The 24,566-nt window shown below is 71.1% G+C and carries 22 protein-coding genes; 15 read left to right on the top strand and 7 right to left on the bottom strand.

Features of this window, described 5'->3' with window-relative positions; translation table 11 throughout:
* Positions 1-187 precede the first annotated feature (187 nt).
* The 3 genes from RV986_RS40895 (at position 188) to RV986_RS40885 (ending at position 6,154) form a co-directional block, all read left to right on the top strand.
* Entirely contained in the window at positions 188-4,063 is a 3,876-nt protein-coding gene (locus RV986_RS40895; RefSeq protein ID WP_475922224.1) for a Pls/PosA family non-ribosomal peptide synthetase, read from the top strand.
* A gap of 271 nt (positions 4,064-4,334) precedes the next feature.
* The gene (locus tag RV986_RS40890) at positions 4,335-5,732 is read left to right on the top strand and encodes a M1 family metallopeptidase (RefSeq protein WP_475922223.1); all 1,398 of its coding nucleotides are present in this window, start codon (positions 4,335-4,337) and stop codon (positions 5,730-5,732) included.
* A 47-nt stretch (positions 5,733-5,779) separates the two neighbouring features.
* On the top strand, positions 5,780-6,154 hold the full coding sequence (locus RV986_RS40885; protein WP_475922222.1) for a YchJ family protein: 375 nt from the start codon (positions 5,780-5,782) through the stop codon (positions 6,152-6,154).
* Between the two features lie 22 nt (positions 6,155-6,176).
* Here the strand turns inward: RV986_RS40885 and RV986_RS40880 are convergent, their stop codons facing one another.
* Positions 6,177-6,878 carry a FadR/GntR family transcriptional regulator gene (locus RV986_RS40880; protein ID WP_475922221.1) on the bottom strand — a complete coding sequence of 234 codons (702 nt, stop codon included), beginning with the start codon at positions 6,876-6,878 and terminating at the stop codon, positions 6,177-6,179.
* A 140-nt stretch (positions 6,879-7,018) separates the two neighbouring features.
* Between RV986_RS40880 and RV986_RS40875 the strand changes: the two genes are divergently transcribed.
* From RV986_RS40875 to RV986_RS40860, 4 genes are all read left to right on the top strand, one after another.
* Entirely contained in the window at positions 7,019-7,540 is a 522-nt protein-coding gene (locus RV986_RS40875) for a gluconokinase (protein ID WP_475922220.1), read from the top strand.
* 192 nt (positions 7,541-7,732) lie between these two features.
* Entirely contained in the window at positions 7,733-9,130 is a 1,398-nt protein-coding gene (locus RV986_RS40870) for a GntT/GntP/DsdX family permease (RefSeq protein ID WP_475922219.1), read from the top strand.
* A 31-nt stretch (positions 9,131-9,161) separates the two neighbouring features.
* Positions 9,162-9,920, top strand: coding sequence for an SDR family oxidoreductase (locus RV986_RS40865; RefSeq protein ID WP_475922218.1), 759 nt, complete (start codon positions 9,162-9,164; stop codon positions 9,918-9,920).
* Positions 9,921-9,933: 13 nt separating this feature from the next.
* The gene (locus RV986_RS40860; protein WP_475922217.1) at positions 9,934-10,992 is read left to right on the top strand and encodes an L-idonate 5-dehydrogenase; all 1,059 of its coding nucleotides are present in this window, start codon (positions 9,934-9,936) and stop codon (positions 10,990-10,992) included.
* 285 nt (positions 10,993-11,277) lie between these two features.
* Here the strand turns inward: RV986_RS40860 and chvE are convergent, their stop codons facing one another.
* Entirely contained in the window at positions 11,278-12,360 is a 1,083-nt protein-coding gene (gene chvE, locus RV986_RS40855) for a multiple monosaccharide ABC transporter substrate-binding protein (RefSeq protein ID WP_475922216.1), read from the bottom strand.
* Between the two features lie 1,038 nt (positions 12,361-13,398).
* On the opposite strand from chvE, the gene RV986_RS40850 reads away from it, so the two are divergent.
* Entirely contained in the window at positions 13,399-13,968 is a 570-nt protein-coding gene (locus tag RV986_RS40850; protein WP_475922215.1) for a hypothetical protein, read from the top strand.
* 169 nt (positions 13,969-14,137) lie between these two features.
* Here RV986_RS40850 and RV986_RS40845 read toward each other — a convergent pair whose 3' ends face one another.
* From RV986_RS40845 to RV986_RS40835, 3 genes are all read right to left on the bottom strand, one after another.
* Positions 14,138-14,839 carry a cytochrome b/b6 domain-containing protein gene (locus RV986_RS40845; protein ID WP_475922214.1) on the bottom strand — a complete coding sequence of 234 codons (702 nt, stop codon included), beginning with the start codon at positions 14,837-14,839 and terminating at the stop codon, positions 14,138-14,140.
* Complete coding sequence (locus tag RV986_RS40840; RefSeq protein ID WP_475922213.1) at positions 14,823-15,560, bottom strand: molybdopterin-dependent oxidoreductase; 738 nt, start codon at positions 15,558-15,560, stop codon at positions 14,823-14,825. The genes RV986_RS40845 and RV986_RS40840 overlap by 17 nt, the downstream gene beginning before the upstream one ends.
* Before the next feature lie 114 nt (positions 15,561-15,674).
* Positions 15,675-17,267 (bottom strand): APC family permease, encoded by a 1,593-nt coding sequence (locus RV986_RS40835; protein WP_475922212.1) that lies wholly within the window; start codon positions 17,265-17,267, stop codon positions 15,675-15,677.
* Between RV986_RS40835 and RV986_RS40830 the strand changes: the two genes are divergently transcribed.
* Complete coding sequence (locus tag RV986_RS40830) at positions 17,200-17,355, top strand: hypothetical protein (protein WP_475924748.1); 156 nt, start codon at positions 17,200-17,202, stop codon at positions 17,353-17,355. The two genes, RV986_RS40835 and RV986_RS40830, sit on opposite strands and share 68 nt — an antisense overlap.
* Positions 17,356-17,401: 46 nt before the next feature.
* Here the strand turns inward: RV986_RS40830 and RV986_RS40825 are convergent, their stop codons facing one another.
* Together RV986_RS40825 and RV986_RS40820 are read right to left on the bottom strand one after the other, a co-directional pair.
* Positions 17,402-18,367, bottom strand: a complete 966-nt coding sequence (locus RV986_RS40825; protein WP_475922211.1) for a hypothetical protein — start codon at positions 18,365-18,367, stop codon at positions 17,402-17,404.
* Positions 18,368-18,718: 351 nt separating this feature from the next.
* Positions 18,719-20,374, bottom strand: coding sequence for an FAD-binding dehydrogenase (locus RV986_RS40820; protein ID WP_475922210.1), 1,656 nt, complete (start codon positions 20,372-20,374; stop codon positions 18,719-18,721).
* Positions 20,375-20,716: 342 nt separating this feature from the next.
* Between RV986_RS40820 and RV986_RS40815 the strand changes: the two genes are divergently transcribed.
* The 6 genes from RV986_RS40815 (at position 20,717) to RV986_RS40790 (ending at position 24,564) form a co-directional block, all read left to right on the top strand.
* On the top strand, positions 20,717-21,610 hold the full coding sequence (locus tag RV986_RS40815) for a DMT family transporter (protein ID WP_475922209.1): 894 nt from the start codon (positions 20,717-20,719) through the stop codon (positions 21,608-21,610).
* Between the two features lie 69 nt (positions 21,611-21,679).
* On the top strand, positions 21,680-22,201 hold the full coding sequence (locus RV986_RS40810) for an NUDIX hydrolase (protein WP_475922208.1): 522 nt from the start codon (positions 21,680-21,682) through the stop codon (positions 22,199-22,201).
* Positions 22,202-22,232: 31 nt separating this feature from the next.
* Positions 22,233-22,625, top strand: a complete 393-nt coding sequence (locus RV986_RS40805; protein WP_475922207.1) for a YidH family protein — start codon at positions 22,233-22,235, stop codon at positions 22,623-22,625.
* Positions 22,622-22,981, top strand: a complete 360-nt coding sequence (locus RV986_RS40800; protein WP_475922206.1) for a DUF202 domain-containing protein — start codon at positions 22,622-22,624, stop codon at positions 22,979-22,981. The genes RV986_RS40805 and RV986_RS40800 overlap by 4 nt, the downstream gene beginning before the upstream one ends.
* Positions 22,982-23,061: 80 nt before the next feature.
* Complete coding sequence (locus tag RV986_RS40795) at positions 23,062-23,358, top strand: hypothetical protein (RefSeq protein ID WP_475922205.1); 297 nt, start codon at positions 23,062-23,064, stop codon at positions 23,356-23,358.
* A 135-nt stretch (positions 23,359-23,493) separates the two neighbouring features.
* Positions 23,494-24,564: a phosphotransferase family protein gene (locus RV986_RS40790; RefSeq protein ID WP_475922204.1), complete on the top strand. Its 1,071-nt coding sequence runs from the start codon at positions 23,494-23,496 to the stop codon at positions 24,562-24,564.
* Positions 24,565-24,566 lie beyond the last annotated feature (2 nt).

Genomic DNA, 24,566 nt, shown 5'->3' with positions numbered 1-24,566 from the left:
TGTCACAGCCCCGGAATCAGGGGTTCCGGTGTCCTCGGACGGGCTCCTCGTGTCGCTGGTGACCAGGTACGCGACTAGCGTCGTACTAAAATTCCAGGCTTGTTTGGAGCTGGACCGGAATATCCCCAGGCATACCTGCGGGCCCACCGGCTCCCCGGACGCTCCGGGAACAACACGTGAGGACCCGATGGCAGCCCTCGAGCAAGGCCCTGCACTCGCGCTGTTCGACGAGGAGGTGCACGCGGAGTTCGGCGACCCCGCTCGCTTCTCCGCCTCCGCCGCCGCCTCGCCGCGCACGCTGGTCGACATCCTCGACGCCTCCCTCCGGGCGTACCCGGACGAGCCCGCCCTCGACGACGGCCACCGCCTCCTCACCTACCGTGCCCTCGCCGTCGAGGTCGAAGCCCTGCGGCGGCGGCTGAGCGCCGCCGGGGTGGGCCTCGGCGACCACGTCGGCGTCCGCGTCCCCTCGGGCACCAACGAGCTGTACGTCGCCGTCCTCGCCGTACTGGCGGCCGGCGCGGCCTATGTGCCGGTGGACGCCGAGGACCCGGACGAGCGGGCCGAGCTGGTGTTCGGGGAGGCCGAGGTACGGGCCGTCATCGGCGCCGGGCACGAACTGACCGTCACCGGCCGGGCCGAGGTCCCCGCCGGGCGCCCCGGTGTCGAGCACGACGCGTGGATCATCTTCACCTCCGGGTCCACGGGCAAGCCCAAGGGTGTGGCCGTCAGTCACCGCAGTGCCGCGGCCTTCGTCGACGCCGAGGCGGAGCTGTTCCTCACCGAGGACCCGATCGGACCCGGCGACCGGGTCATGGCGGGCCTGTCCGTCGCCTTCGACGCCTCCTGCGAGGAGATGTGGCTGGCCTGGCGGTACGGCGCCTGTCTGGTGCCCGTGCCGCGCTCCCAGGTGCGCAGTGGCGCCGACCTGGGGCCCTGGCTGGTCGAGCAGGAGATCAGCGTCGTCTCGACCGTGCCGACGCTCGCCGCGCTCTGGGAACCGGAGACCCTCAACGACGTACGGCTGCTGATCTTCGGCGGTGAGGCCTGCCCGCCCGAGCTGGTGCAGCGGCTGGTGACCGAGGGCCGCGAGGTGTGGAACACCTACGGGCCCACCGAGGCGACCGTCGTCGCCTGTGCCTCCCTGATGACCGGCGAGGAGCCGATCCGGATCGGGCTGCCGCTGAACGGCTGGGAACTCGCCGTCGTCGACGACGCCGGGGAGCCCGTGGCGATGGGCGACAGCGGCCAGCTCGTGATCGGCGGGGTCGGGCTCGCCCGCTATCTCGACGCCGAGAAGGACGCGGAGAAGTACGCGCCGTTGAAGTCGCTCGGCTGGGAGCGGGCGTACCGCAGTGGTGACCTGGTCAAGGCCGAGCGGGACGGGCTGATCTTCCTCGGGCGGGCCGACGAGCAGATCAAGCTCGGCGGACGCCGGATCGAGCTCGGCGAGGTCGACGCGGCGCTGCAGGCGCTCCCCGGTGTGGCGGGGGCCGCGGCCGCCGTCCGTACCGCCCGCGGCGGCAACCAGCTGCTCGTCGGTTATGTCGTCACCCAGGAGGGCTGGGACCAGGCCGCCGCCGTCGAGAAGCTGCGCGCCGAGCTGCCCGCCGCCCTCGTCCCCCTGCTCGCCCCGGTCGAGGACCTGCCGACCCGCACCTCCGGCAAGGTCGACCGGGGCGCGCTCCCCTGGCCCCTGGAGGGCCTGGAGACCGGCGGTGCGAAGGAACAGCTCTACGGCACCGAGGCCTGGCTCGCCGAGCAGTGGAGCGAGGTCCTGGGCATCCCGGTGGCCGGCGCCTCCGACGACTTCTTCGCGATCGGCGGCGGCAGCCTCGCCGCCGCCCAGCTCACCACGAAACTGCGCACCCGCTACCCCAGCGCCGCCGTGCTCGACATCTACCAGCAGCCCGTCCTGCGCAAGCTGGCCCGGCACCTGGAGAAGTCCGCGCAGGACGACGGCGCCGAGCGGGTGATCGCGCCGGTGCCGCTGCGGGCCAAGGTGACCCAGCTGCTCCTGCTGATCCCCCTGTTCACGCTGATGGGACTGCGCTGGACGGTGGCCCTGACCGCGCTCGGGAACGTACTGCACCGGTTCGGTCCGTATCCGTGGGCGCCGAGCGCCTCGTGGTGGCTCGTCGCCGCCGGCGCGGCACTGCTCTTCAGCCCACCCGGACGGCTCGCGATCGCGGCGGGCGGGGCGCGGCTGCTGCTGCGCGGCCTGAAGCCCGGGCGCTACCCGCGCGGCGGAAGCGTGCATCTGCGGCTGTGGACCGCGGAGCGGCTCGCCGAGTTCAGTGGCGCGGCCTCGCTGACCGGGTCCTGGCTGGAGCGGTACGCGCGTGCCCTGGGCGCCAAGGTCGGCGCGGACGTGGATCTGCACTCGCTGCCGCCCGTCACCGGCATGCTCAAGCTGGGCCGGGGTGCCGCCGTCGAGTCCGAGGTGGACCTGTCGGGGCACTGGCTGGACGGTGACCGGCTGGAGATCGGCCCGGTCAAGGTCGGCGCCGGTGCGGTGGTCGGGACGCGCAGCATGCTCTTCCCGGGCGCGCGGGTCGGCAAGCGGGCCGAGGTGGCGCCGGGCTCGGCGGTCGCCGGACAGATTCCCACCGGGCAGCGCTGGGCGGGAGCGCCCGCGGGCAAGCTCGGCAAGGCGAAGCACGCCTGGCCCAAGGAGCGTCCGCGCCGGGGCACGTACTGGCGGGCGATGTACGGCGCGACCGGCTTCGCGCTGACCGCGCTGCCCGTGCTCGCGGGCGTCGCCGCCCTTCTGGTGGCCCATGTCTTCGTGAGCGCGGACGCCGGGCTCGGTGCGGCTCTGCGGGGCGCCGCGCTGGCGCTGGTCCCGGCCACGCTCGCCTTCGGGCTCGCGTACGCGCTACTGCTCCTGGTCGGCGTGCGCCTGCTCAGCCTGGGCCTGCGCGAGGGCACGTACCCGACGCACAGCCGGATCGGCTGGCAGGCCTGGACCGTCACCCAGCTGATGGACCGCTCCCGCGAGACGCTGTTCCCGCTGTACGCCGGGCTGATCACGCCGGTGTGGCTGCGGTTGCTCGGTATGAAGATCGGCCGGGGCGCCGAGGTCTCCACGGTCCTCGCCCTGCCCAGCCTGACCACGGTCGGCGAGGGCGCCTTCCTCGCGGACGACACGCTGACCGCGCCGTACGAACTGGGCGGCGGCTGGATGCGGATCGGGCGCGCCGAGATCGGCCGCCGGGCCTTCCTGGGCAACTCCGGGATGACCGCGCCGGGCCGCAGCGTGCCGGACGGCGGACTGGTCGGCGTGCTGTCGGCGACTCCGAAGAAGGCCAAGAAGGGCAGCTCCTACCTGGGACTGCCGCCGATGAAACTGCCGCGTTCGACACAGGACGGCGATCAGAGCCGCACCTACGACCCGCCCGCGCGGCTGCTGTGGGCGCGGGCGCTGGTGGAGCTGTGCAGGATCGTGCCGGTGTTCTGCTCGGCGGCGCTGGCGGTCCTGACGGTCGCCGCGCTCAGCGCGCTGGGCGTCTGGGCGCCGCTGCTGGCCGGAGCCGTGTTCCTGGGCGTCGGCGTGCTCGCCTGTCTGATCTCCATCGTGGCGAAGTGGCTGCTGGTGGGCCGGCACCGGGCGGGCGAGCACCCGCTGTGGAGCGGTTTCGTGTGGCGCAACGAGCTGGCGGACACCTTCGTCGAGGTGGTGGCCGTGCCGTGGCTGGCCGGATCCGTGCCCGGTACGCCGCTGATGACGGCGTGGCTGCGCGGCCTCGGCGCCCGGATCGGCAAGGGCGCGTGGATCGAGAGCTACTGGCTGCCCGAGACGGATCTGGTGACCCTGGAGGACGCGACCACGGTCAACCGGGGCTGTGTCCTGCAGACCCACCTCTTCCACGACCGGATCTTGCGGACGGATACTGTTGTCCTCCGTGAGGGCGCCACCCTGGGCCCGGGCGGAATCGTCCTTCCCGGCAGCACCGTCGGGGCGCGCAGCACGCTGGGACCCGCGTCGCTCGTCATGGCGGCGGAATCCGTCCCCGACGACACCCGCTGGCTGGGCAACCCGATCGAGTCATGGCGTTCCTAGGCCCCGTCGTCAAACTCTCGTCCGCCTGCGACGCCGTGCACGCTCTCTCGCCGCACCGGGCGCAGACCCAAGTACGATCCAGTACGAGGGCCTTCGCCCGGCACGCCGAGAACACGCACCCACGGCAAACACCAGCCGCTCCGCGGCGGGCGCAGGGCCCGCCTCACGGGCGGACGACGGAAAGTTTGACGACAGGACCTGCGCGGCCCGTACGGCGTCCGGGGACGGTGCACCGGCATGTACGAGCACAGCGCAGGGAGCAGACGCAAGCGTGAGCGTTCAGCAGACAGTGGGATCGGACCCGTACTTCCCGGCCAACGGTGATCCCCGCTACCGGGTGCACCGGTACGAGCTCGCGCTGGACTACCGCCCCGGCCCGAACCGGCTGGCCGGTACCGCGCGGCTCAACGCGATAGCGGGCCGGGCCCCGCTCAACGAGTTCCAGCTCAACCTGGCCGACTTCCGGCTCGGCCGGGTCCGCGTCGACGGCAAGGCACCGCACTACACGCACCGGGGCGGCAGGTTGCGCATCCGTCCGCCGAAGCCGATCCGGGCCGGGGCCGCCTTCACCGTGGAGGTGCAGTGGTCGGGCAACCCCAGGCCGGTCGGCAGCCCCTGGGGCGAGATCGGCTGGGAGGAGCTGGAGGACGGGGCGCTGGTGGCCAGCCAGCCGATCGGGGCGCCCTCCTGGTACCCGTGCAACGACCGCCCCGCCGACAAGGCCTCGTACCAGATCTCGATCACGACGCCGTCGGCGTACTCGGTGGTGGCGGGCGGCCGGCTGCTCACCCGTACGACGAAGGCGTCGACCACCACCTGGGTGTACGAGCAGGCGGCGCCGACCTCCAGCTATCTGGTCGGCCTGTCCATCGGGAAGTACCAGACGGTGCTGCTCGGCGACCCGGGGCTCGGCGGCATACCGCAGACCGGGCATCTGCCGGCGCACCTGCTCGCCGAGTTCTCCCGGGACTTCGCGCGCCAGCCCGCGATGATGGAGCTGTTCGAACGGCTCTTCGGGCCGTATCCGTTCGGCGAGTACGCGGTGGTCGTGACGGACGAGGAGCTCGATGTCCCCGTCGAGGCACAGGGCTTGTCGCTGTTCGGCGCCAATCACGTGGACGGGGCGCGCAGGTCGGAGCGGCTGGTCGCGCACGAGCTGGCGCACCAGTGGTTCGGCAACAGCGTGTCCATCGCGGACTGGCGGCACATCTGGCTGAACGAGGGGTTCGCGAAGTACGCCGAGTGGCTGTGGTCGGAGCGGTCGGGCGGACGCCCGGCGCAGCAGCTGGCCGCCCTCGCGCACCGGAAGCTGTCCGGGCTGCCCCGGGATCTGGTGCTGGCCGATCCGGGCCGCAAGCTGATGTTCGACGACCGGCTCTACGAGCGCGGCGGGCTGACCATGCACGCGCTGCGCTGCGCGATGGGTGACGAGGCCTTCTTCCGTATGCTGCGCGGCTGGGCCGGCCTGCACCGGGGTGGCTCCGTCACCACGGCGGCCTTCACCGCGCATGCCGCCCGCTACTCGGCCGAGCCGCTGGACGACCTGTTCGGGGCCTGGCTGTACGCGCCGAAGCTGCCGCCGCTGCCCACCCCGTCCGTGCCTGCCGCACCGACCGCGCCGGTTCCGGCCCGGCCGACGTACCCGCCGACCAACGCCGACTCGGCGTAGGCATAGGCGTAGTAGGTGTAGGCACAGGCATAGGGAGAATGGCGGTCATGACCAGTCGTACCTGCCCGTGCGGGCTGCCCGAGCCGTATGCGAAGTGCTGTGGGCGGTTCCACCGCGGCGAGGCCGTGGCGCCGACCGCCGAACGCCTGATGCGGTCGCGGTACTGCGCCTTCGTACGGGAGGACGAGGGGTATCTGCTGCGGACCTGGCATCCGCGGACACGGCCGGCCCGGGTGGAGTTCGACCCCGGGATGCGGTGGACCGGCCTGGAGATCCTCGACACGGGGCAGGGGTCGGCCTTCCACTCCGTGGGCACCGTGACGTTCCGTGCCTCCTACCGGGGCGGCTCGCTGCACGAGCGGAGCCGGTTCGAGCGGGTCGACGGGGCCTGGGTGTACGTGGACGGCGACTTCCCGGAGTAGGGGCGACTTCCCGGAGTAGGACCTACGGCGCGAGGACGTCCAGCTCCTGGAGCGCGCCGACCGTGATCTCACGGGTGAGTTCCTCGGCGCGGGGCGCGTCTCCCCCGCGGACCGCCTCCGCGACCTGGACATGCAGGGTGACGGCGGCGGGGTCGGGGTCCTCGAACATGACCTCGTGATGGGTGCGGCCCGCCAGGACCTCCGCGACGACATCGCCCAGGCGGGCGAACATCTCGTTGCCCGACGCGTTGAGGATCACCCGATGGAAGTCCACGTCATGGACGAGATACGCCTCCAGCTGATGGCCGCGTGAGGTCGCGACCATGCCGAGGGCGCACTCGGTGAGTTCGGCGCACTGCTGGGCGGTGGCGTGTTTGGCGGCCAGGCCCGCGGCGACCGGTTCGACCGCCGAGCGCAGCACGGTGAGCGAACGCAGCTGGTGGGGGCGGTCGGCGCCGGCCAGCCGCCACCGGATGACCTGAGGGTCGTACACATTCCATTCGGCCTTGGGGCGGACCGTCACCCCCACACGGCGGCGGGACTCGACCAGGTGCATGGACTCCAGCACCCTGACCGCCTCACGCATCACCGAACGGGACACCTCGAAGCGCTGCGCGAGTTCGTCCGTGCGCAGCACGCTCCCCGGCGGGTACTCGCCCGCGGTGATCGCCGGCCCGAGGGCTTCCAGTACATGTCCGTGCAGCCCCCGGCCCCGTGTGGTCATGGGGCCAGCGTACGAGGCGGAGCTCGGGAACAAAAAGTCAGACTTATATGTCACAGACTCTTGAATTCGTCGTACCTAATGAGTTTCAGTGTCGTCGACACCAGATGTCGACGAGAGAGTGACGAGACAGTGAGGCAGCGATGAGTACCCCCCATGTCGTTGTGGTCATGGGCGTCGCGGGCACCGGCAAGACCACCATCGGTCCCCTGCTTGCGGCCCGGCTCGGCGTTCCGTACGCCGAGGGCGACGACTTCCACCCCCCGGCCAACATCGCCAAGATGACGGCCGGGACGCCGCTGACCGACGAGGACCGGTGGCCGTGGCTGGACGCCATCGGCCGCTGGGCGCACGACCGGCACGGGCTCGGCGGAGTGGTCAGCAGCTCGGCGCTCAAGCGCAGTTATCGCGACCGGCTGCGGGCCGAGGCGCCCGGGGTCGTCTTCGTCCATCTGACCGGTGACCGCGCGCTCATCGAGGACCGGATGTCGCACCGTCAGGGGCACTTCATGCCGACGGCGCTCCTGGACTCGCAGTTCGCCACCCTCCAGCCGCTCGAAGCGGACGAGGCGGGTGTCTCCGTGGACGTCTCCGGCGACCCCGGCGAGATCACCGAACGGGCCGTGGCCGCGCTCCGGCGCCTGGCCGCTCAGCCCTCGTCGTAACACCTGGCGCACAAGCACCTTCCGCAGGGGCACCTTCCTGCCCTGCGAGCACTTCCACTTCCGCAGGAGCACCTTCCTGCCCTGCGAGCACTTCCACTTCCGCAGGAGCACCTGCCCCGCAAGCACCTCCCGCAGGAACTCCTCTCCACCGCGCACCTCCCCCGCATACGTTTCTCAAGCAAGGGAATCACCGTGACCAGACTCAGCGTCGAGATGCTGGCAGCGGACGTCGTCGAGCCGATCACCTCGGCGGGCCACGCCCAGCTGGGTATCGCCGTGCTGGCGGGCATCGCCGTCATCGTCCTGCTCATCACCCAGTTCAAACTGCACGCGTTCCTGGCCCTGACCATCGGCTCGCTCGCCCTCGGCGCCTTCGCCGGAGCACCCCTCGACAAGACCATCACCAGCTTCACCACCGGCCTCGGCTCCACCGTCGCCGGCGTCGGCGTCCTCATCGCCCTCGGCGCCATCCTCGGCAGACTCCTCGCCGACTCCGGCGGCGCCGACCAGATCGTCGACACCATCCTCGCCAAGGCCGGCGGCCGCGCCATGCCCTGGGCCATGGTCCTGATCGCCTCCGTCATCGGCCTGCCGCTGTTCTTCGAAGTCGGCATCGTCCTGCTGATCCCGGTCGTCCTCATGGTCGCCAAACGCGGCAACTACTCCCTGATGCGCATCGGCATCCCCGCCCTGGCCGGCCTGTCCGTCATGCACGGCCTGATCCCGCCGCATCCCGGCCCCCTGGTCGCCATCGACGCCGTCAAGGCCAACCTCGGCATCACCCTCGCCCTGGGCGTCCTCGTCGCGATCCCCACCGTGATCATCGCGGGCCCGCTCTTCTCCCGCTACGCCGCCCGCTGGGTCGACGTCCCCGCCCCCGACCGCATGATCCCCACCCGCGCCTCCGAGGACCTCGACCGGCGCCCCGGCTTCGGCGCCACCCTCGCCACCATGCTCCTGCCCGTCGCCCTCATGCTCTCCAAGGCACTGGTCGACATCATCGTCGACGACCCCACCCACATGGTGCAGCGCGTCTTCGACATCATCGGCTCCCCGCTGATCGCCCTGCTCGCAGCCGTCATCGTCGGCATGTTCACCCTGGGCCGCGCCGCCGGTTTCACCAAGGACCGCATCTCCACCACCGTCGAGAAGTCCCTCGCCCCCATCGCGGGCATCCTGCTCATCGTCGGCGCGGGCGGCGGCTTCAAGCAGACCCTCATCGACTCCGGCGTCGGCCAGATGATCCTGGACATCTCCAAGGACTGGTCCATCCCCGCCCTGCTGCTGGCCTGGCTGATCGCCGTGATCATCCGCCTCGCCACCGGCTCCGCGACCGTCGCCACCATTTCGGCGGCCGGCCTCGTCGCCCCCCTCGCGGCCGACATGTCGACCGCCCACACCTCCCTCCTCGTCCTCGCCATCGGCGCCGGCTCACTCTTCTTCAGCCACGTCAACGACGCCGGATTCTGGCTCGTCAAGGAGTACTTCGGCCTCAGCGTCGGCCAGACCCTCAAGACCTGGTCCGTCATGGAGACCATCATCTCCGTGGTCGCCGGCGGGCTCGTCCTGCTGCTGTCGCTGGTCATATAGGGATACGAGGACGAGAGACGGGAGTACGGGGATGAGTCACCCCCTGTTCGACATCGGCGGACGTACGGCCCTGGTCACCGGCTCCAGCCGGGGCATCGGGTTCGCGCTGGCCCGTGGGCTCCTGGAGGCGGGCTGCACGGTCGTCCTCAACGGGCGGGACGCCGACCGGCTCACCAAGGCCGCGGCGGAACTGCCCGGGGACGTCCGCACCGCGGTCTTCGACGTCACCGACGGCCCCTCGGTGGCCGCCGGAGTGGCGGAGGTCGAGGACCGGGTGGGCCCGCTCGACATCCTCGTCAACAACGCGGGCATGCAGCTGCGGGCCCCGCTCCTGGAGTTCACGGACTCGGACTGGCACCGGATCCTGAACACCAACCTGACGAGCGCGTTCCTGGTCGGCCGCGAGGCCGCCCGGCGGATGACGGAACGCGGCCACGGCAAGATCATCAACATCTGTTCCCTGCAGAGCGAGGTCGTACGGCCGGGCATCGCCCCGTACGCGGCCACCAAGGGCGCGCTGAAGATGCTCACCAAGGGCATGTGCGCGGACTGGGGTCCGGCCGGGGTGCAGGTCAACGGGCTCGGCCCGGGCTATATCGAGACCGAGCTGACCCAGCCCCTCGTCGAGGACGAGGAGTTCAGCGCCTGGGTGCGGCGGCGCACCCCGGCCGGGCGGTGGGGCCGTACGGAGGACCTGGTCGGCGGGCTGCTCTTCCTCGCCTCGCCCGCGGCGGACTTCGTGAGCGGGCAGGTGCTGTACGTCGACGGCGGTATGACGAGTGTGCTGTGAAAGGGGCTCGGCGATGCTCGGTTGTGTGATTCACGGGCAGGGCGACCTGCGGGTCGACGAACTGCCGGTCCCGTCCCCCGGCCCCGGCGAGGCGCTCGTCGCCGTCCGGTACGGCGGGGTGTGCGGGTCCGATCTGCACTACTGGCGGCACGGCGGCGTCGGGGACTTCCGGCTGCGGGAGCCGATGGTGCTGGGCCACGAGGTGGTGGGGACGGTCGTGGCGTACGGCGACGGGGGCACCGGTCCCACGCCGGGTACGGCCGTCGCCGTGCACCCGGCGACACCGTGCGGGGTGTGCCCCGAGTGCGTCGACGGGCGGGCGAATGTCTGCCGGGACACCCGGTACCTGGGCAGCGCGGCGCGTACACCGCATGTGCAGGGCGGGTTCGCGTCCCAAGTGGTGGTACCCGCCCGGCAGGTGAGGGAGCTGCCGGTGGGGCTCCCGCTGCGGCGGGCGGCGCTCGCCGAGCCGCTGTCGGTGGCGCTGCACGCGGTCCGGCGGGCCGGTGCGATGAAGGACCGCCATGTCCTGGTGACGGGGGCGGGGCCCATCGGCTGTCTCGTGGTGGCTGCCGCGAAGGCCGCGGGCGCGGCCCGGGTGACCGTGACGGACCTGCTGCCGAAGGCGCTGTCGTACGCCGCCGCCGCGGGCGCGGACACGGTCGTACGGGCCGACGATCCCGCCGATCCCGGGTGGCCCCCGGAGGTCGACGTGGCCGTCGAGGCGTCCGGGGTGGCCGCGGGCCTCGACAGCTGTCTGCGCCTGGTGCGGCGCGGCGGGGTCGTCGTCCAGCTCGGCATGCTGCCGCCGGGGCAGAGCCCGTTCGCGGGGAACCTGGTGGTGAGCCGGGAGATCGAGCTGCGGGGCGCGTTCCGCTTCGACCAGGAGTTCGACGACGCGCTGGTACTGCTCGCAGCCGAGCCCCGCTTCGACTCCCTGGTCAGCGCGGTGGTCCCGCTCGGTGAGGCGGAGTCGGCATTCACACTGGCCGCGGACCGGAGCCGCTCGTGCAAGGTGCTGCTGGACTTCGGGGTCCAGGGGTTCCAGAGGTCCAGGGGCCCGGAGAACTAGAGGACTAGACCTTTAGGAGCTGTCCGGTCGATCGTGTGACCGGGCGGTGGCCGGATCGCCGGTCCGGGCATGGCACGCATCGGGGGCGGGCGCTCGCCGTTGAGCACGCTCGCCCTTGAGCAGCCGCTTCCTCACGACCGGGATCTGTTTCCTGATCGCCAGGACGGTGCCCAGCCGTTGATGAGCACCGTCGCGTACCCACGGGGCCGACGTCCGCAGGTGAGTCGGCAGGATGACCCGCAGGACCGCTCTCGGGGCCTGAGGGGTTCCGCCATGGTCGTGCGGCTACTTCTTGAGCTCGGCGTCGGTGTAGTAGCCGGCCCCGACCAGAACACTGTCGTAGTTGGTCTTGTCGACGCTGACCGGCTGCAGCAGATAGGCGGGCACGACCTTGGTGCCGTTGTTATAGGTCCCGGTGTTGTTGATGTTCGGCTTCCTGCCGTTGAGCACGTCCTGGACCATGCTCGAGGCCACCTCGGCGAGCAGGCGGCTGTCCTTGTAGACGGTCTCCGACTGCTGACCCGCGATGATCGACTTCACCGAGGGCAGTTCGGCGTCCTGACCCGTGATGACCGGGAGGGGCTTGCTGACGGAGCCGTAGTCGTCCGCCTTCAGCGCTGCCAGGACACCGATGGAGATGCCGTCGTACGGCGACAGGATCGCGTCGACGGTCCTGCTCTTGTACGACGTGGCAAGGATGCTGTCCATGCGCTTCTGCGCGGTGGGGCCGTCCCAGCGCAGTGTGGTGACCTTGTTGAGCGCGGTCTGGCCGGACTGGACGACCAGTTGCTTGCTGTCCAGGAACGGCTGCAGGAGGTGTATCGCGCCGTCGAAGAAGTACTTGGTGTTGTTGTCGTCGCTGGAGCCGGCGAACAGCTCGATGTTGTACGGGCCCTTGCCGTCCTCCAGGCCGAGCTTGTCGATGATGTAGCGGGCCTGGAGCCGGCCGACCTGCTCGTTGTCGAAGGAGGCGTAGTAGTCGACGTTCTTGGTGCCGAGGATGAGCCGGTCGTAGGAGATCACCGGGATGTGCGCGTCGGCGGCCTTCTGGAGCACGTTGTTCAGCGACTTGTTGTCGATGGCCGCGATGATCAGCGCACTGACGCCCTGCGTGATCAGGTTGTCGATCTGTGAGACCTGGGCCTTCGGGTCGTTCTGACCGTAGACCAGCTTGGTCTCGTACCCGTTGGTCTGCAGGTCCTTGGCGACGCTCTTGCCGTCCGTGATCCAGCGCGGGGAGTCCTGGGTCGGCATCACGATGCCGATGGTGCCGCCCTTGGAGCCGCCCGAGGTGTTCTGGCTGCCGCAGGCGGACAACGTGAGGGCGACGGAGGCAGCGGCGGCGAGGACGGCTCTGCGGTTGCGCATGATGATCTTTCCTTGATCTTCTCGTCGTCGAGAGAGATAACGGCGTATCTGATGTCTGTGGGGAAGCAGCGGTGGAGCGGACCGGGCAGCCGACGAGCAGGTCGAACGCGAGTCGGCTGTGCGCCGTCCAGGCTCAGGTCCCCACAGATGGATGCCGTACGGGTGGAACCGGGCCCGGACAGCCCTCACTTCGGGTGGAGCGGGGCGCCCGGCGGGTCAGCTCGGCGACCTTGTAGATCCGCACGTAACCGCCGAGGTCGTCGAGGGTCTTGGGTGCACATCTCCATGGGAGTGAACTGCCAGTAGCCCTGAGCGAGCTGGCTGATGCTCAAGTCCCCGCCACATTAGTGCAGTTGGGGCTCAAGAACCTCGGTGTTCGCACAGATCGCCGATCGGTACGTCGGCGTGGCCCCCCACCCTCCTGGGCATCCAGGTCGTGCCGACACTCGCGATCCCGCTGCCGGCGCGCAGTTGAACGCATGCCGAGTCGTACCACGGCGTCACGTTCACGTATGTACTGAATCCGGTGATGCGCAGGGCAGTTACCTCTCGACCGTTCGAAATGCCGCCATGCGTTCAGAACGTTGGCTGACACTAAGAGGGAGGGTGCGGGGTGTCAACGGGTCGAACAGGTAACAGTTCCAGAAAGGTGCCGGAGATCGCTCCGTGAACGCTCGGCCCCTCCGGCCCGTAGGAGTCGGCAAGTGGAACGGAGCCGGCAGGGCCTCCGCCCGGATGCCGGGCCCACACGTTCCCGCTCGTCACTGTCCCCGGAGGTCAAGCCGGGAAGGCCGCGGCGGGGAGGCGACGGACTGCGGCTGCCGCCCTGGGCAACCGACCGGGATCCCCACCGTGCCGGCGGCTTCCCGGACAACCGTGCGAGGGGGCCCTGGTGCCGGAAAGGGCAGACAGTACAGCCCGAAGGGGCAGTGCTGATCACAACGCGACAATGAGGGGAAACGGGTCCATGCAGGGATCGACACAACGCACAACCGGGTGGGCTCGTGACGCCGCAACTGGTCGAAAGGCGGCAAACGGATGACTGGTGAGCTGTACACCGTCGCTGGAAAACAGTTCACAGGGTTTGTCGTGTGCTGGCTGAACGAGCTCGAACAACGGGTGGCCGTATCCGAACCGGCCATGCTCCGCGAGGCGGCTCAGGCCGCGGATCCCGTGGAACGCGCCTATTACGGGGCGGCCTTCCTCATGCAGAACATCGCACCCCAGGTCCTGGGCGACGCGGGGTCCGACGAGGAACTGCTGCTGTTCGCGGTCATCGCGAACTACCACAACGCCCGGCGCGCACAGGACTGGCAAGACTGTTCGGCCTATGTGCGGGACGCGTTCTGCTACCTGCACGAGACCGGAGAGAGGGAGGCTGCCCGCAGACTGCGGCAGCAGGTGTGGGACCGGGCGACCCACGCTACGGACGACCGTGCGCACCGGGTCCTGCGGATCATGCACCGGGCCATGGGGGACGACCCCGCACGCATGGCCGCTCACGATCGCAGCCTGGCACGCTACAGCCACAGGGCGCTGCGCGCCGCGTCCCTGCTCGACCCGGCGGGAGCCGAGGATCCGTGGCGCCTGTTGCCGGCCGTCGGCTAGCACGGACCGGCCGCCCGTCGGCCGGCCCGGACCGGACGCAACCGCTCCCTCCCGCGTCTGTCGGACCACCCCGTGCCGTGCCCGGACCAACGCTCTGGCCACCGCCCGGTCACACCATCGACCGGGCAGCTCCTGAGGGTCCAGGGGTTGGGGGTCCAGGGGCCATGGGTCAGGGGTCCAGTGGGGTGCGGCGGGGTTCGTCGGGCCTGGCCCCGTCGGCCCGGGCCCTGTCGGCCCAGGGCCGCCAGAGCGGATGCTCGCGTTCGGCCCACTCCCTGCTGACCGAGCCCGTGCGCAGTCCGCGTCTGGCCTCCGGGTCGCCGAGGGCCATGCCGATGTGGCCGGCGAGGACGATGCCGATCGTGAGCGCCAGCCAGTCGTGGACGAAGGTCGCCGAGGTGCGCCACATCAAGGGCGTGAGGTGGGTGAACCACATGAGCAGGCCGGTGCCGAGCATGACCAGGGTCGCGCCGGCGATCCAGGCGGCGTAGGTCTTCTGCCCCGCGTTGAACTTGGCCGCGGGGCGGGACGAGGGGTGCCGGTCCCGGCGCAGCGCCGCGCGCAGCCATCTGCGGTCGTGCGGGCCCCAGCGGTTCAGCCGGCCCAGGTCCGCGCGGAAGGCGCGGGAGGCCAGGCCCGCCAGGACGGGGACCGGGAGCAGCAGGCCCGCCCACTCGTGGACCCTGACCACCAGTTCGCGGCGGCCGACGAGCTCCGCGAACGTCGGGAGGTACAGGCAGGCCGCGGTCGCCACGCACACGCCCATCAGCAGGGCTGTCACCCGGTGCACCCAGCGCTCGGCGCGGCTGAAGCGCCGTACGCGCGAGGAGGGCGTGGCGAGGGCCGGGGGGTCGTCAACTCGTGGGTGCATCGTCGCGTCCGTTCGAGCGGCCGACCCATGCGTCCACGTCGTAGCCCCTGTCCTCCCAGTAACCGGGACGGACGTCCTCGGTGACGGTGATGCCGGAGAGCCACTTGGCGGACTTGTAGAAGTACATGGGGGCGACGTAGAGGCGGACCGGGCCGCCGTGGCTGTGGCCGAGGGGCTTGTCCTGCATGCGATGGGCCACCAGGACGTCGGGGCGCCGGGCCTGCGAGAGCGTGAGGCTCTCGGTGTACGCCCCGTCGAAGCAGGTGAAGCGGATCGCCCGGCCGGCGGGGCGCACCCCCGCGGCGTCGAGGAGGTCCGAGAGCCGTACCCCTTCGAAGGGGGTGCCGGGCACCCGCCAGCCCGTGACGCACTGCACGTCGTGCACGAGCCGGGTCTGCGGCAGTGCCTTGAGGTCGGCCAGGGTGTAGGTGCGCGGGTGGTCGACCAGACCGTCGACGGTGAGGCGGTAGTCGGCCGCGCCCTTGTGCGGGACGGACGAGGTCACCGAGTAGTAGCGGAAGCCGCCGCCGTTGGGGAGCAGGCCGGTCAGCCCGGTGGGGTCACCGGCGAAAACGGATTCGAGGCCGCGCTGGAGCGGGGGCGCGACCAGCACACCGAGCGCGCCGAGGCCGAGCGTGCCGAGCAGGACCCGGCGCCCGATGGGCGCCCCGGACTCGTCGGGACGTTCCGGTCCCTGCTCCGCGGACTGTTCAGGGTTCACCCATCCATACGAGCACCCGCGACCCCCTTGACGCCAGCGGCAGCGGGTGCCCGTCAGATTTCCGTAACCAATTCTCAGACAGCACCGGGACATCCCGGACGTCCCGGACATCCGTCAGGGCGTGGACTCCGCCGCCTTGTCCAGCTGGAACGCCTCGTTGCCGAGTCCGACACGGGCGTACACCTCGGGCTTGCGGGAACGCAGCAGCAGGCCCTGGACCAGGCCGACGACCAGGGCGGCTCCGACGAGGGCGGGCAGCAGCCAGCTCAGCGCGGAGTCCGGACCGGCCCCGACGAGGATGTCGAAGTCCTTGACGGTGTAGCCCGCGATCACGAGAAGGGCGACGCCCGCGATCGCCGAGGTGGCCAGGCGCCAGGCCTGGGCCCGGGCGGCACCGCGCCGGGCGAAGAAGACGATGACGGAGAGCGAGGCCGCCGCCATGAGCAGGATGACGCCGAGCGCGCCGACGTTGCCGGCCCAGGTGAACAGGTGCAGTACGGGCGCGGTCGGGTCGCCGGTCGGCTTGTCGTCGGTCACGGCGAAGGCGACCAGCACGACCACGGAGACGGCGGTCTGCAGCAACGAGCCGGTGCCGGGGGCGCCGCTGGTGCCGGTGGTGCGGCCGAAGGCGGAGGGCAGCAGTCCTTCGCGGCCCATGGCGAAGGCGTACCGGGCGACGACGTTGTGGAAGCTGAGCAGCGCGGCGAACATCCCGGTCACGAAGAGGACGTGCAGGACGTCGGTGAACGTGCCGCCGAGGCGTGACTCGGTGAGGAAGAACAGCAGCCCCGCGCTCTGCTTCTGCGCGGCGCCGACGATCCCGGAGGGGCCCGCGGCGACGGTCAGCGCCCAGGAGCTGACCGCGAAGAAGACGGCGACGAAGCCGATCGCCAGGAACATCACGCGCGGGACGAGGATGTGCGGGCGGCTGGTCTCCTCGGCGTACACCGGTGCCTGTTCGAAGCCGGTGAAGGCGGCGATGCAGAAGCACAGTGCGGTGCCGACGCCCGCCCCGGTGAGCGTGTCGGGGTTGAAGGCGTGCAGCGAGAGGCCCTCCTTGGCGGGGTCGGCGACGGCGGCGATGTCGAAGACGACGACGAGCGCCACCTCGACGACCAGGAGGATGCCGAGTACACGCGCGTTGACGTCGATCTTCAGCCAGGAGAGCGCGCCGACGGCGAGGACGGCGACCAACGCCGGTATCCACCAGGCGACTTCGGTATCGGCGTAGGTGGCGAACAGCCCTGAGACCTCGAAGCCGAAGATGCCGTAGATGCCGAACTGGAGCGCGCTGTAGGCGACGAGCGCGACCGCGGCGGCGCCGGCGCCGGCGGTGCCGCCGAGGCCACGGGCGACGTAGGCGTAGAAGGCGCCCGCGTTGTGGACGTGGCGGCTCATCTCGGCGTACCCGACGCTGAAGAGCGCGAGCACCACGCCGAGGATGACGAAGATCAGTGGCTCCCCCACGATGCCCATCACCGCGAATGCCGTGGGCATGACACCTGCGACGACCATGAGGGGCGCAGTCGCCGCGAGGACGGAGAGCAGCAGGCCTCCGGTGCCGAGCCGGCCTGCGTGCAGGGCGCGGTCCTGGCCCTTGAAGGTACTGATGGCGCCACCGGCCGCGGCCGGTCCACCCGTGTTCGAACTGCTCGAACTGCTCGAACTGCTCGATGTGCTCGATGTGCTCGAACTGCCCGTCGTCATCGCGGGGTTGTCCTCTCGGGTTTCGTTCTTGCGGTTGTTTCTTCGGGTTTCGCTCGGGGTCTGGCTCGGGGTCGGGCTCGGGGTCTGACGTGGGATCCGGCTCGGGGTCTGGCGTCGGGTCCGCTTCGGGTGGGTCACGTCGTGCCGAGGGCGCTGTCGCGGGCGGCGCGGAAGGCTCTGTACGGGTCGCGGTCCGGGTACGACCACGGCACCGGGGTGGTCTGCGGCCCGATGCGGTGGAACAGGGCGGCGGCCTCGGCACCCCGGCCCTCGCAGAACTTGGCGTGGGCGAGGAAGTTGAGGTCGAGGAGGCGGCGGGGGTGGTCCTCGCGCTCCCACTCCAGCCACCAGTCGAACGCGGCCTTCATCACCTGGCGGGCGCGGCGGCCGACCCAGTGCCCGGAGGCGACCGGGTCGGCGGGCTCGCTGCCGGAGAGGGCCAGCACGCGATAGCGCTCCGCGTGCGCGACGACGGGGAGGATCGCCAACGGCGAGTCGGCGGGGGCCTGTTCGGCCGCCCAGTTCGCGAAGTCGTAGACCTCGTGGAGCGGGTCCTGCCCCGCCTCGGCACGGCGCTCGGCGAGCCGGGCGACCATCAGGTGGTGGGCGTGGTGGTGGTCGGGGTAGCGGTGGCGCACCTCGTCGAAGAGCCGGACCACGTCGTCCTCGCTGCCGAGCGAACGCTCCAGCATCAGCAGGCCGAGCCAGGGCGTGGGGTCGGCGGGCGCGAGCGCGGCCGCGGCGTGGCAGGCCTCGCGGGCCCGCTCCGGGCGGTCCTTGCCGCACAGGGCGCGCTGGACGGTGGCGCAGGCGAGGAGTACGGCGGCGTCGGCGGACTCGGGTTCGGCGAGCTGCCAGTCCTGGGCCCAGGCGAGGGTGGTGGGCTCCTGCGCGAGGACGGTGACGCGGTGTCCGCGCCGGTCCCAGTCGTCGCCGGTCGCGGCGAGCAGTGCGCGGACCGCGGTCCAGCGTCCCTGCGCCAACGAGGCGCGCACGGCGATGAGTTCGGCGTCGTCGAGGGCGGCGTCGAAGGCCTGGGCCGCGCGTTTGCGGCCGCGGCCCAGGGGAGGGGGTGGCGGGGGTGGCGGGGGTGGCGACACCGCGGGGCTTCCTCACAGACGCGGCCAGTCAGGGAGTGATCACGGACAGCAAACCCTTGGCTGAGGCTTTAAGTCAAGGCCGGGTTGATCCGGTACCCGTTCCAACAGCCCTTGTCGAGGGGGGAGTTGAAAATCGAACCGCCCGCGTCGCGCAGGGGCTGGGTCACCGGTCGCCGCCCGCCCACGTCGTACCGGGGCGGGGCACGCTCCATCGACCCGGCCGCGTCACACCGGGGGCGGGGCACGCTCCATCGACCCGGCCGCGGTATGCCGGGGGCGGGGCCCGGACCACCACCCCGCCCGCGGTATGCCGGGCCGGAGCCCCGGCCGGAGCCGGGGTCCTTTCCGGGGTCAGCCGACCGCCTTCGCCGCCGCGCGGCCCGCGGTACGGCCGGAGAAGAGGCAGCCGCCGAGGAACGTACCTTCGAGGGAGCGGTAGCCATGGACCCCGCCGCCGCCGAAGCCGGCGGCCTCACCCGCCGCGTACACGCCCGTGAGCGGGTCGCCGCCCTCGGTCAGTACGCGCGAGGAGAGGTCGGTCTCCAGGCCGCCGAGGGTCTTGCGGGTGAGGATGTGGAGGCGGACGGCGATGAGCGGACCCGCCTTGGGGTCGAGGATGCGGTGCGGCGTGGCCGTGCGGATCAGTTTGTCGCCGAGGTAGTTGCGGGCGCCACGGATCGACATCACCTGGAGGTCCTTGGTGAAGGGGTTCGCGATCTCCCGGTCGCGCGCGACGATCTCCCGGCGCAGCGCGGCCTCGTCGATCAGCGACTCCTTGGTGAGGGCGTTCATGCCGCGGACGAGGGCGCCGAGGTCCTTCTCGACGACGAAGTCCGCACCGTTGTCCATGAACGCCTTCACGGGGCCGGGTACGTCTGCACGCGCCCGGCCGATCACGCCCTTGATCGACTTGCCGGTCAGGTCCGGGTTCTGCTCCGAGCCCGAGAGCGCGAACTCCTTGCCGATGATCTTCTGGTCGAGCACGAACCACGTGTGGTCGTAGCCGGTCTTCATGATGTGTTCGAGGGTGCCGAGGGTGTCGAAGCCCGGGAAGAGCGGTACGGGGAGGCGGTTTCCTCGCGCGTCCAGCCAGAGGGAGGACGGGCCCGGCAGGATGCGGATGCCGTGGTTGTCCCAGATGGGGTTCCAGTTCTGGATGCCCTCGGTGTAGTGCCACATGCGGTCGCGGTTGATGAGGTGCGCACCCGTCTCCTCGGCGATCGCCAGCATCCGGCCGTCGACGTGCGCGGGCACACCCGAGATCATCTTCTCGGGTGGGGTGCCGAGCCGTTCGGGCCAGCTGGCGCGGACCAGTTCGTGGTTGCCGCCGATGCCGCCCGAGGTGACGATCACCGCCTGCGCCTTGAGTTCGAACGCCCCGGCGACCGTACGGCTGCTGGCCTGTCCGCGCGCTGTGCCCGACGGTTCCAGGATCTCCCCGGTGACGGTGTCGACGGCGCCCGCGCTGCGGGCCAGCCCGGTGACCCGGTGGCGGAACTTCAGCTGGACGAGACCGCGCGCGACCCCGGCCCGTACCCGCCGCTCGAAGGGCGCGACCAGCCCCGGCCCGGTCCCCCAGGTGATGTGGAAGCGCGGCACGGAGTTCCCGTGGCCGTTGGCGTCGTAGCCCCCGCGCTCCGCCCAGCCGACCACCGGGAAGAAACGGACCCCCTGCCGGTGCAGCCAGGACCGCTTCTCGCCGGCCGCGAAGTCCACATAGGCCTCGGCCCAGCGGCGCGGCCAGTGGTCCTCGGGACGGTCGAACGCGGCCGTGCCCATCCAGTCCTGGAGGGCGAGCGCGTGGCTGTCCTTGATCCGCATCCGACGCTGCTCGGGCGAGTTCACGAAGAAGAGGCCGCCGAAGGACCAGTGGGCCTGCCCGCCGATCGACTGTTCCGGCTCCTGGTCGAGGAGGATCACCGTGCGGCCCGCGTCGACGAGCTCCGCGGTCGCGGCGAGCCCCGCGAGGCCCGCTCCGATCACGATCACATCTGCGTCGTAGGCCATGGGCCCGTCCTCTCGGCGTTCCGACGGCTCGTGGAGGCGCATGAAGGCTCATGACGGAGCATGACCGATCATGTCGGCTTCGTCACGAGCCGTCGGCATCGTGGCTGGTTGATGAGACAGTGGTACGGAAGGCGTCAGACATCGGTACTGGTCGATCGGGCACAGTGACGCAACCGACCAGGCGTTGTTACTGATCGGTCAGATCCTTCGGCAAGAGGAGTGACCGAGTCAACTGCCCGGTTCCGGGTACTCCCGTGGGCAGGCCCCGGTTCGTGGCACTACAGTCGGCGGGAATACGCACCTGTGACCCGCTCCGACTCCCGATGTATCGAGGTACCCAGCGTGTCGGTTCTCGTTCTGATCCTCTCGGTGAGCGCGGCCTGTTGTCTGGGCTTCGGCTTCGTGCTCCAGCAGAACGTCGCCTCGCAGGCCCCGCTGAGCGACTTCCTCTCCCCCCGCCTGCTGCTGGACCTGATCCGGGTGCCGCGGTGGCTGGGCGGCATCGGGCTGATGGTGTGCGGCATGGTGCTCGGCGCGGTCGCCCTGGGCAAGGGCGAGATCTCCCTCGTGGAACCACTCCTCGCGACGAACCTGCTGTTCGCGCTCGCGCTCTCCCGCCATCAGACCAAGCACCCGCTGGGCCGGCAGGGCTGGGCGGGGCTCGTGCTGCTCGCGGGCGGAGTCTCGGCGTTCATCGTGGCGGGCCGGCCCATGGGCGGCGACGCGGTCGGCGATCCGCTGCGGCACTGGCTGATCATCGGGATCATGGTCGGGCTCGCGCTGCTGCTCACCACCTATGCCAAGCGCTCCCGGCTGAGCGCCGCGCCCGTGCTGCTGGCGCTGGCCGCGGGGCTGCTGTACGGCGTGCAGGACGCGCTCACCCGGGTCAGCGGGGAGCGGTTCGGCGACGGCGGCTTGAGCGAGCTGATCACCGGCTGGCAGCCGTACGGCGTACTGGTCCTCGGGGTGACGGGCCTGGTGCTGGTGCAGAGCGCCTTCGAGACGGCGGAGCTGCGGATGTCGCTGCCCGCGCTCACCGCGGCCCAGCCGCTGGCCGGGATCGTGTGCGGGGTGGGGTTCCTCGGGGACCGGCTGCGTACGGACGTGGGGGCGCTGGCCTGGGAGGCGGCGGGGCTCGCGGCGATCGTGGTGGGCATCCTGCTGCTGGGCCTGCACCCCGCGATGCCGAGGGGCACCGCGAGGACGGAACCGGCGCGGGACCTTCAGCCGCGTTGAAGGTCGGCCACGGCCTCGCCCCGGAGCGCACCGGCGACCGTTTCGGTCCGGGACTGCTTGGATGGGGACATGAGCGCCGCTGACGAGATCCTCGACATCGTGGACGAGAACGACGTGGTCGTCGGGCAGTCCCCGCGCGGCGAGGCCTACGCCCGCGGTCTTCGCCACCGGTGCGTGTTCATCCAGGCCAGGGATGCCGGGGGCCGTCTCTTCGTCCATCGCCGCACGCCCACCAAGCTCGTCTTCCCCTCCCTGTACGACATGTTCGTCGGCGGGGTCGTGGGCGCGGGCGAGTCGTACGACGACGCGGCCCTGCGCGAGGCCGAGGAGGAACTCGGCGTCTCCGGGCTCCCCCGGCCCGTCCCCCTCTTCAAGTTCCTCTACGACGACGGATCCGGCCGGACCTGGTGGTCCGCCGTCTACGAGGTCCGCTGCGACCTCCCGGTGAACCCCCAGGTCGAGGAGGTCGCCTGGCACGACTTCCTCACCGAGGAGGAGGTGAAGCGGCACCTGGCCGACTGGACATGGGTGCCGGACGGTCTGGCGGCGTACGAGCGCCTGACGGACTACCGGGCGACGGGTACGGACTGAGCCGCCACGGGGCCCCGGTAGGGTCCTGGGCGTGATCGAATTCGTACGGAACGTCCGGCTGTGGTTCGCCCCCGAGGCGGTACGGCAGGAGGGCCGGACGCCCGACTACCGGTTCTCGCTGGCCAACGAGCGGACCTTTCTGGCCTGGCTGCGCACCGCGCTGGCGCTGATCGGCGGGGGCTTCGCGGTGGATCAGTTCCTGCCCGACCTGCGGTGGGCCTGGCGGGTCGGCCTCGCCCTGGCCCTGCTGGCGGCGGGCGTGCTCTGCTCACTGCGGGCCGTCAACCACTGGGTGCGCTGCGAGCGCGCGATGCGGCGCGGGGAGGACCTGCCCGTGTCGCGCTTCCCGGCGCTGCTGGGCATCGCCGTCGCGGTCGTGGCCGTCGCGATGGTCCTCGTCGTCCTCGTCGGCTGGGAGGGATGACCGCGCCCGCCCCGGAGTGCCGTCCCGAGCGGGACCCGGGGCTGCAGCCGGAGCGCACGCGGCTCGCGTGGCGGCGTACGACCCTGTCGAGCACCGTGGCCGCGGTCCTCGCGGCGAAGACGGCGCTGCACGGCGGGCTGTCGGGGACCGGCGTCGTGGCCTGCGTCCTGTGCTGCGCGCTGTGGCTGGGCTTCCTGGCGATCGCACACCGCCGTATCCGCGTACTGGCCGCGTCCGACACCGACGGCCCGCCCGCACTGGCAGCGCGGCACGCGACGGCGGCGACCCTGTGCACGGTCGCCCTCGCCGTGTGCGCGGCGGCACTGGTGTTCTCATCGGGATCAAATGGGGCGTAACGGCGCAAATGACAATGGATGCGGCCCTTTCCGGCGCTAGCCTGAGCCGTCATTTCACGCCACTCACGAAGGCGAGCGCCATGACCACCCTCCACCTGGAGCACTCGGCCCACCAGCACACCCACGGCCCGGACTGCGGCCACGCGGCGGTGCCGCACGGGGACCACGTCGACTACGCGCACGACGGACATCTGCACCGGGAGCACTCCGGGCACTGGGACGAGTGCGAGCCGGGCGGCCATGTCTCGCACGACGGACACGGCCACCGGCACGGCGAGGGCTGCGGACACCCCTCGGTCGAGCACGGCGACCACCTCGACTATCTGCACGACGGCCACCGGCACGCCGAGCACGACGATCACTGGGACGACCACTAGACGCGACGAGCGCACTCGGCGTCTCCCCCGGCCCCCCGGAGGGAGACGCCGATCACGTTTCGCCCACGCGCTGGACGACATACCGACTGGTCGGCATCATGGTCACGTCCTCTTCCCTCGCGCGTAGGAGAAAAGATGAGCCCCGACCACCCGCCAGGTCTCGATCTCGACCGGCTGCGCGGCCTGCTCGACCATGAGCGGCCCGGTCTGGTGAACGGCCCCCTCACCGGCCGGCTGATCGAGGGCGGACGGTCGAACCTCACCTACGCGGTGACGGACGGCACCGCCAAATGGGTCGTACGACGTCCTCCGCTCGGGCATGTGCTGGCCACCGCGCACGACATGAAGCGCGAGCACCGGGTGATCAGCGCGCTGCACCCGACGGCCGTCCCCGTGCCGCGTCCGGTGCTGCTGTGCGAGGACGTGGAGGTGCTGGGCGCGCCCTTCTACGTCATGGAGTTCGTGGACGGCACCCCCTACCGCACCGCCGAGCAGCTCGCCGCGCTCGGCCCCGAGCGCACCCGGAACGCGGTGCTCGGGCTCGTCGACACGCTCGTCGAGCTGCACGCCGTGGACCCCGCCGCGGTGGGCCTCGCCGACTTCGGGCGTCCCGAGGGCTTCCTCGACCGGCAACTGCGGCGCTGGGCCAAGCAGTTGGACGCGTCCAGGAACCGTGAGCTGGCCGGGATCGACGAGCTGCAGGCGGCCCTGGGGCGCGCGCTGCCGCACTCTCCCGCGCCCTCGGTCGTACACGGCGACTACCGGCTCGACAACGTGCTCATCGGCACAGCGAGTGAGGCAGAGAGCACCCCCGGGGCGAACGAGCCAGGGGACGGCGTCGACCGGATCAGAGCCATCCTGGACTGGGAGATGTCCACGCTCGGCGATCCGCTCACCGACCTGGGCCTGCTGGTGATGTACAGCGCGCCGCTGAACCTGCCCGACTCCCCCATCAGCACGACCGCCTCGGCCGCCGGGCACCCGGACCCGGCCGAGATCGTCGAGCGGTACGCCGCGCGCTCGGGGCGCGACGTGTCCGACGTCGCCTGGTACACGGCGTTCGCCTGGTTCAAGCTCGCCGTGATCCTGGAGGGCATCCACTACCGCTACACGCTCGGCCAGACGGTCGGCGCGGGCTTCGACCGTATCGGTGAACTGGTTCCGGTCTTCATCGAGCGCGGCCTGACCACTCTTCAGGAAGGCTGATC

The organism is Streptomyces sp. RLA012, assembly GCF_056270325.1.
Note: the sequence above shows the minus strand (reverse complement) of the source record. Positions and strands in the feature narration are given on the sequence as shown.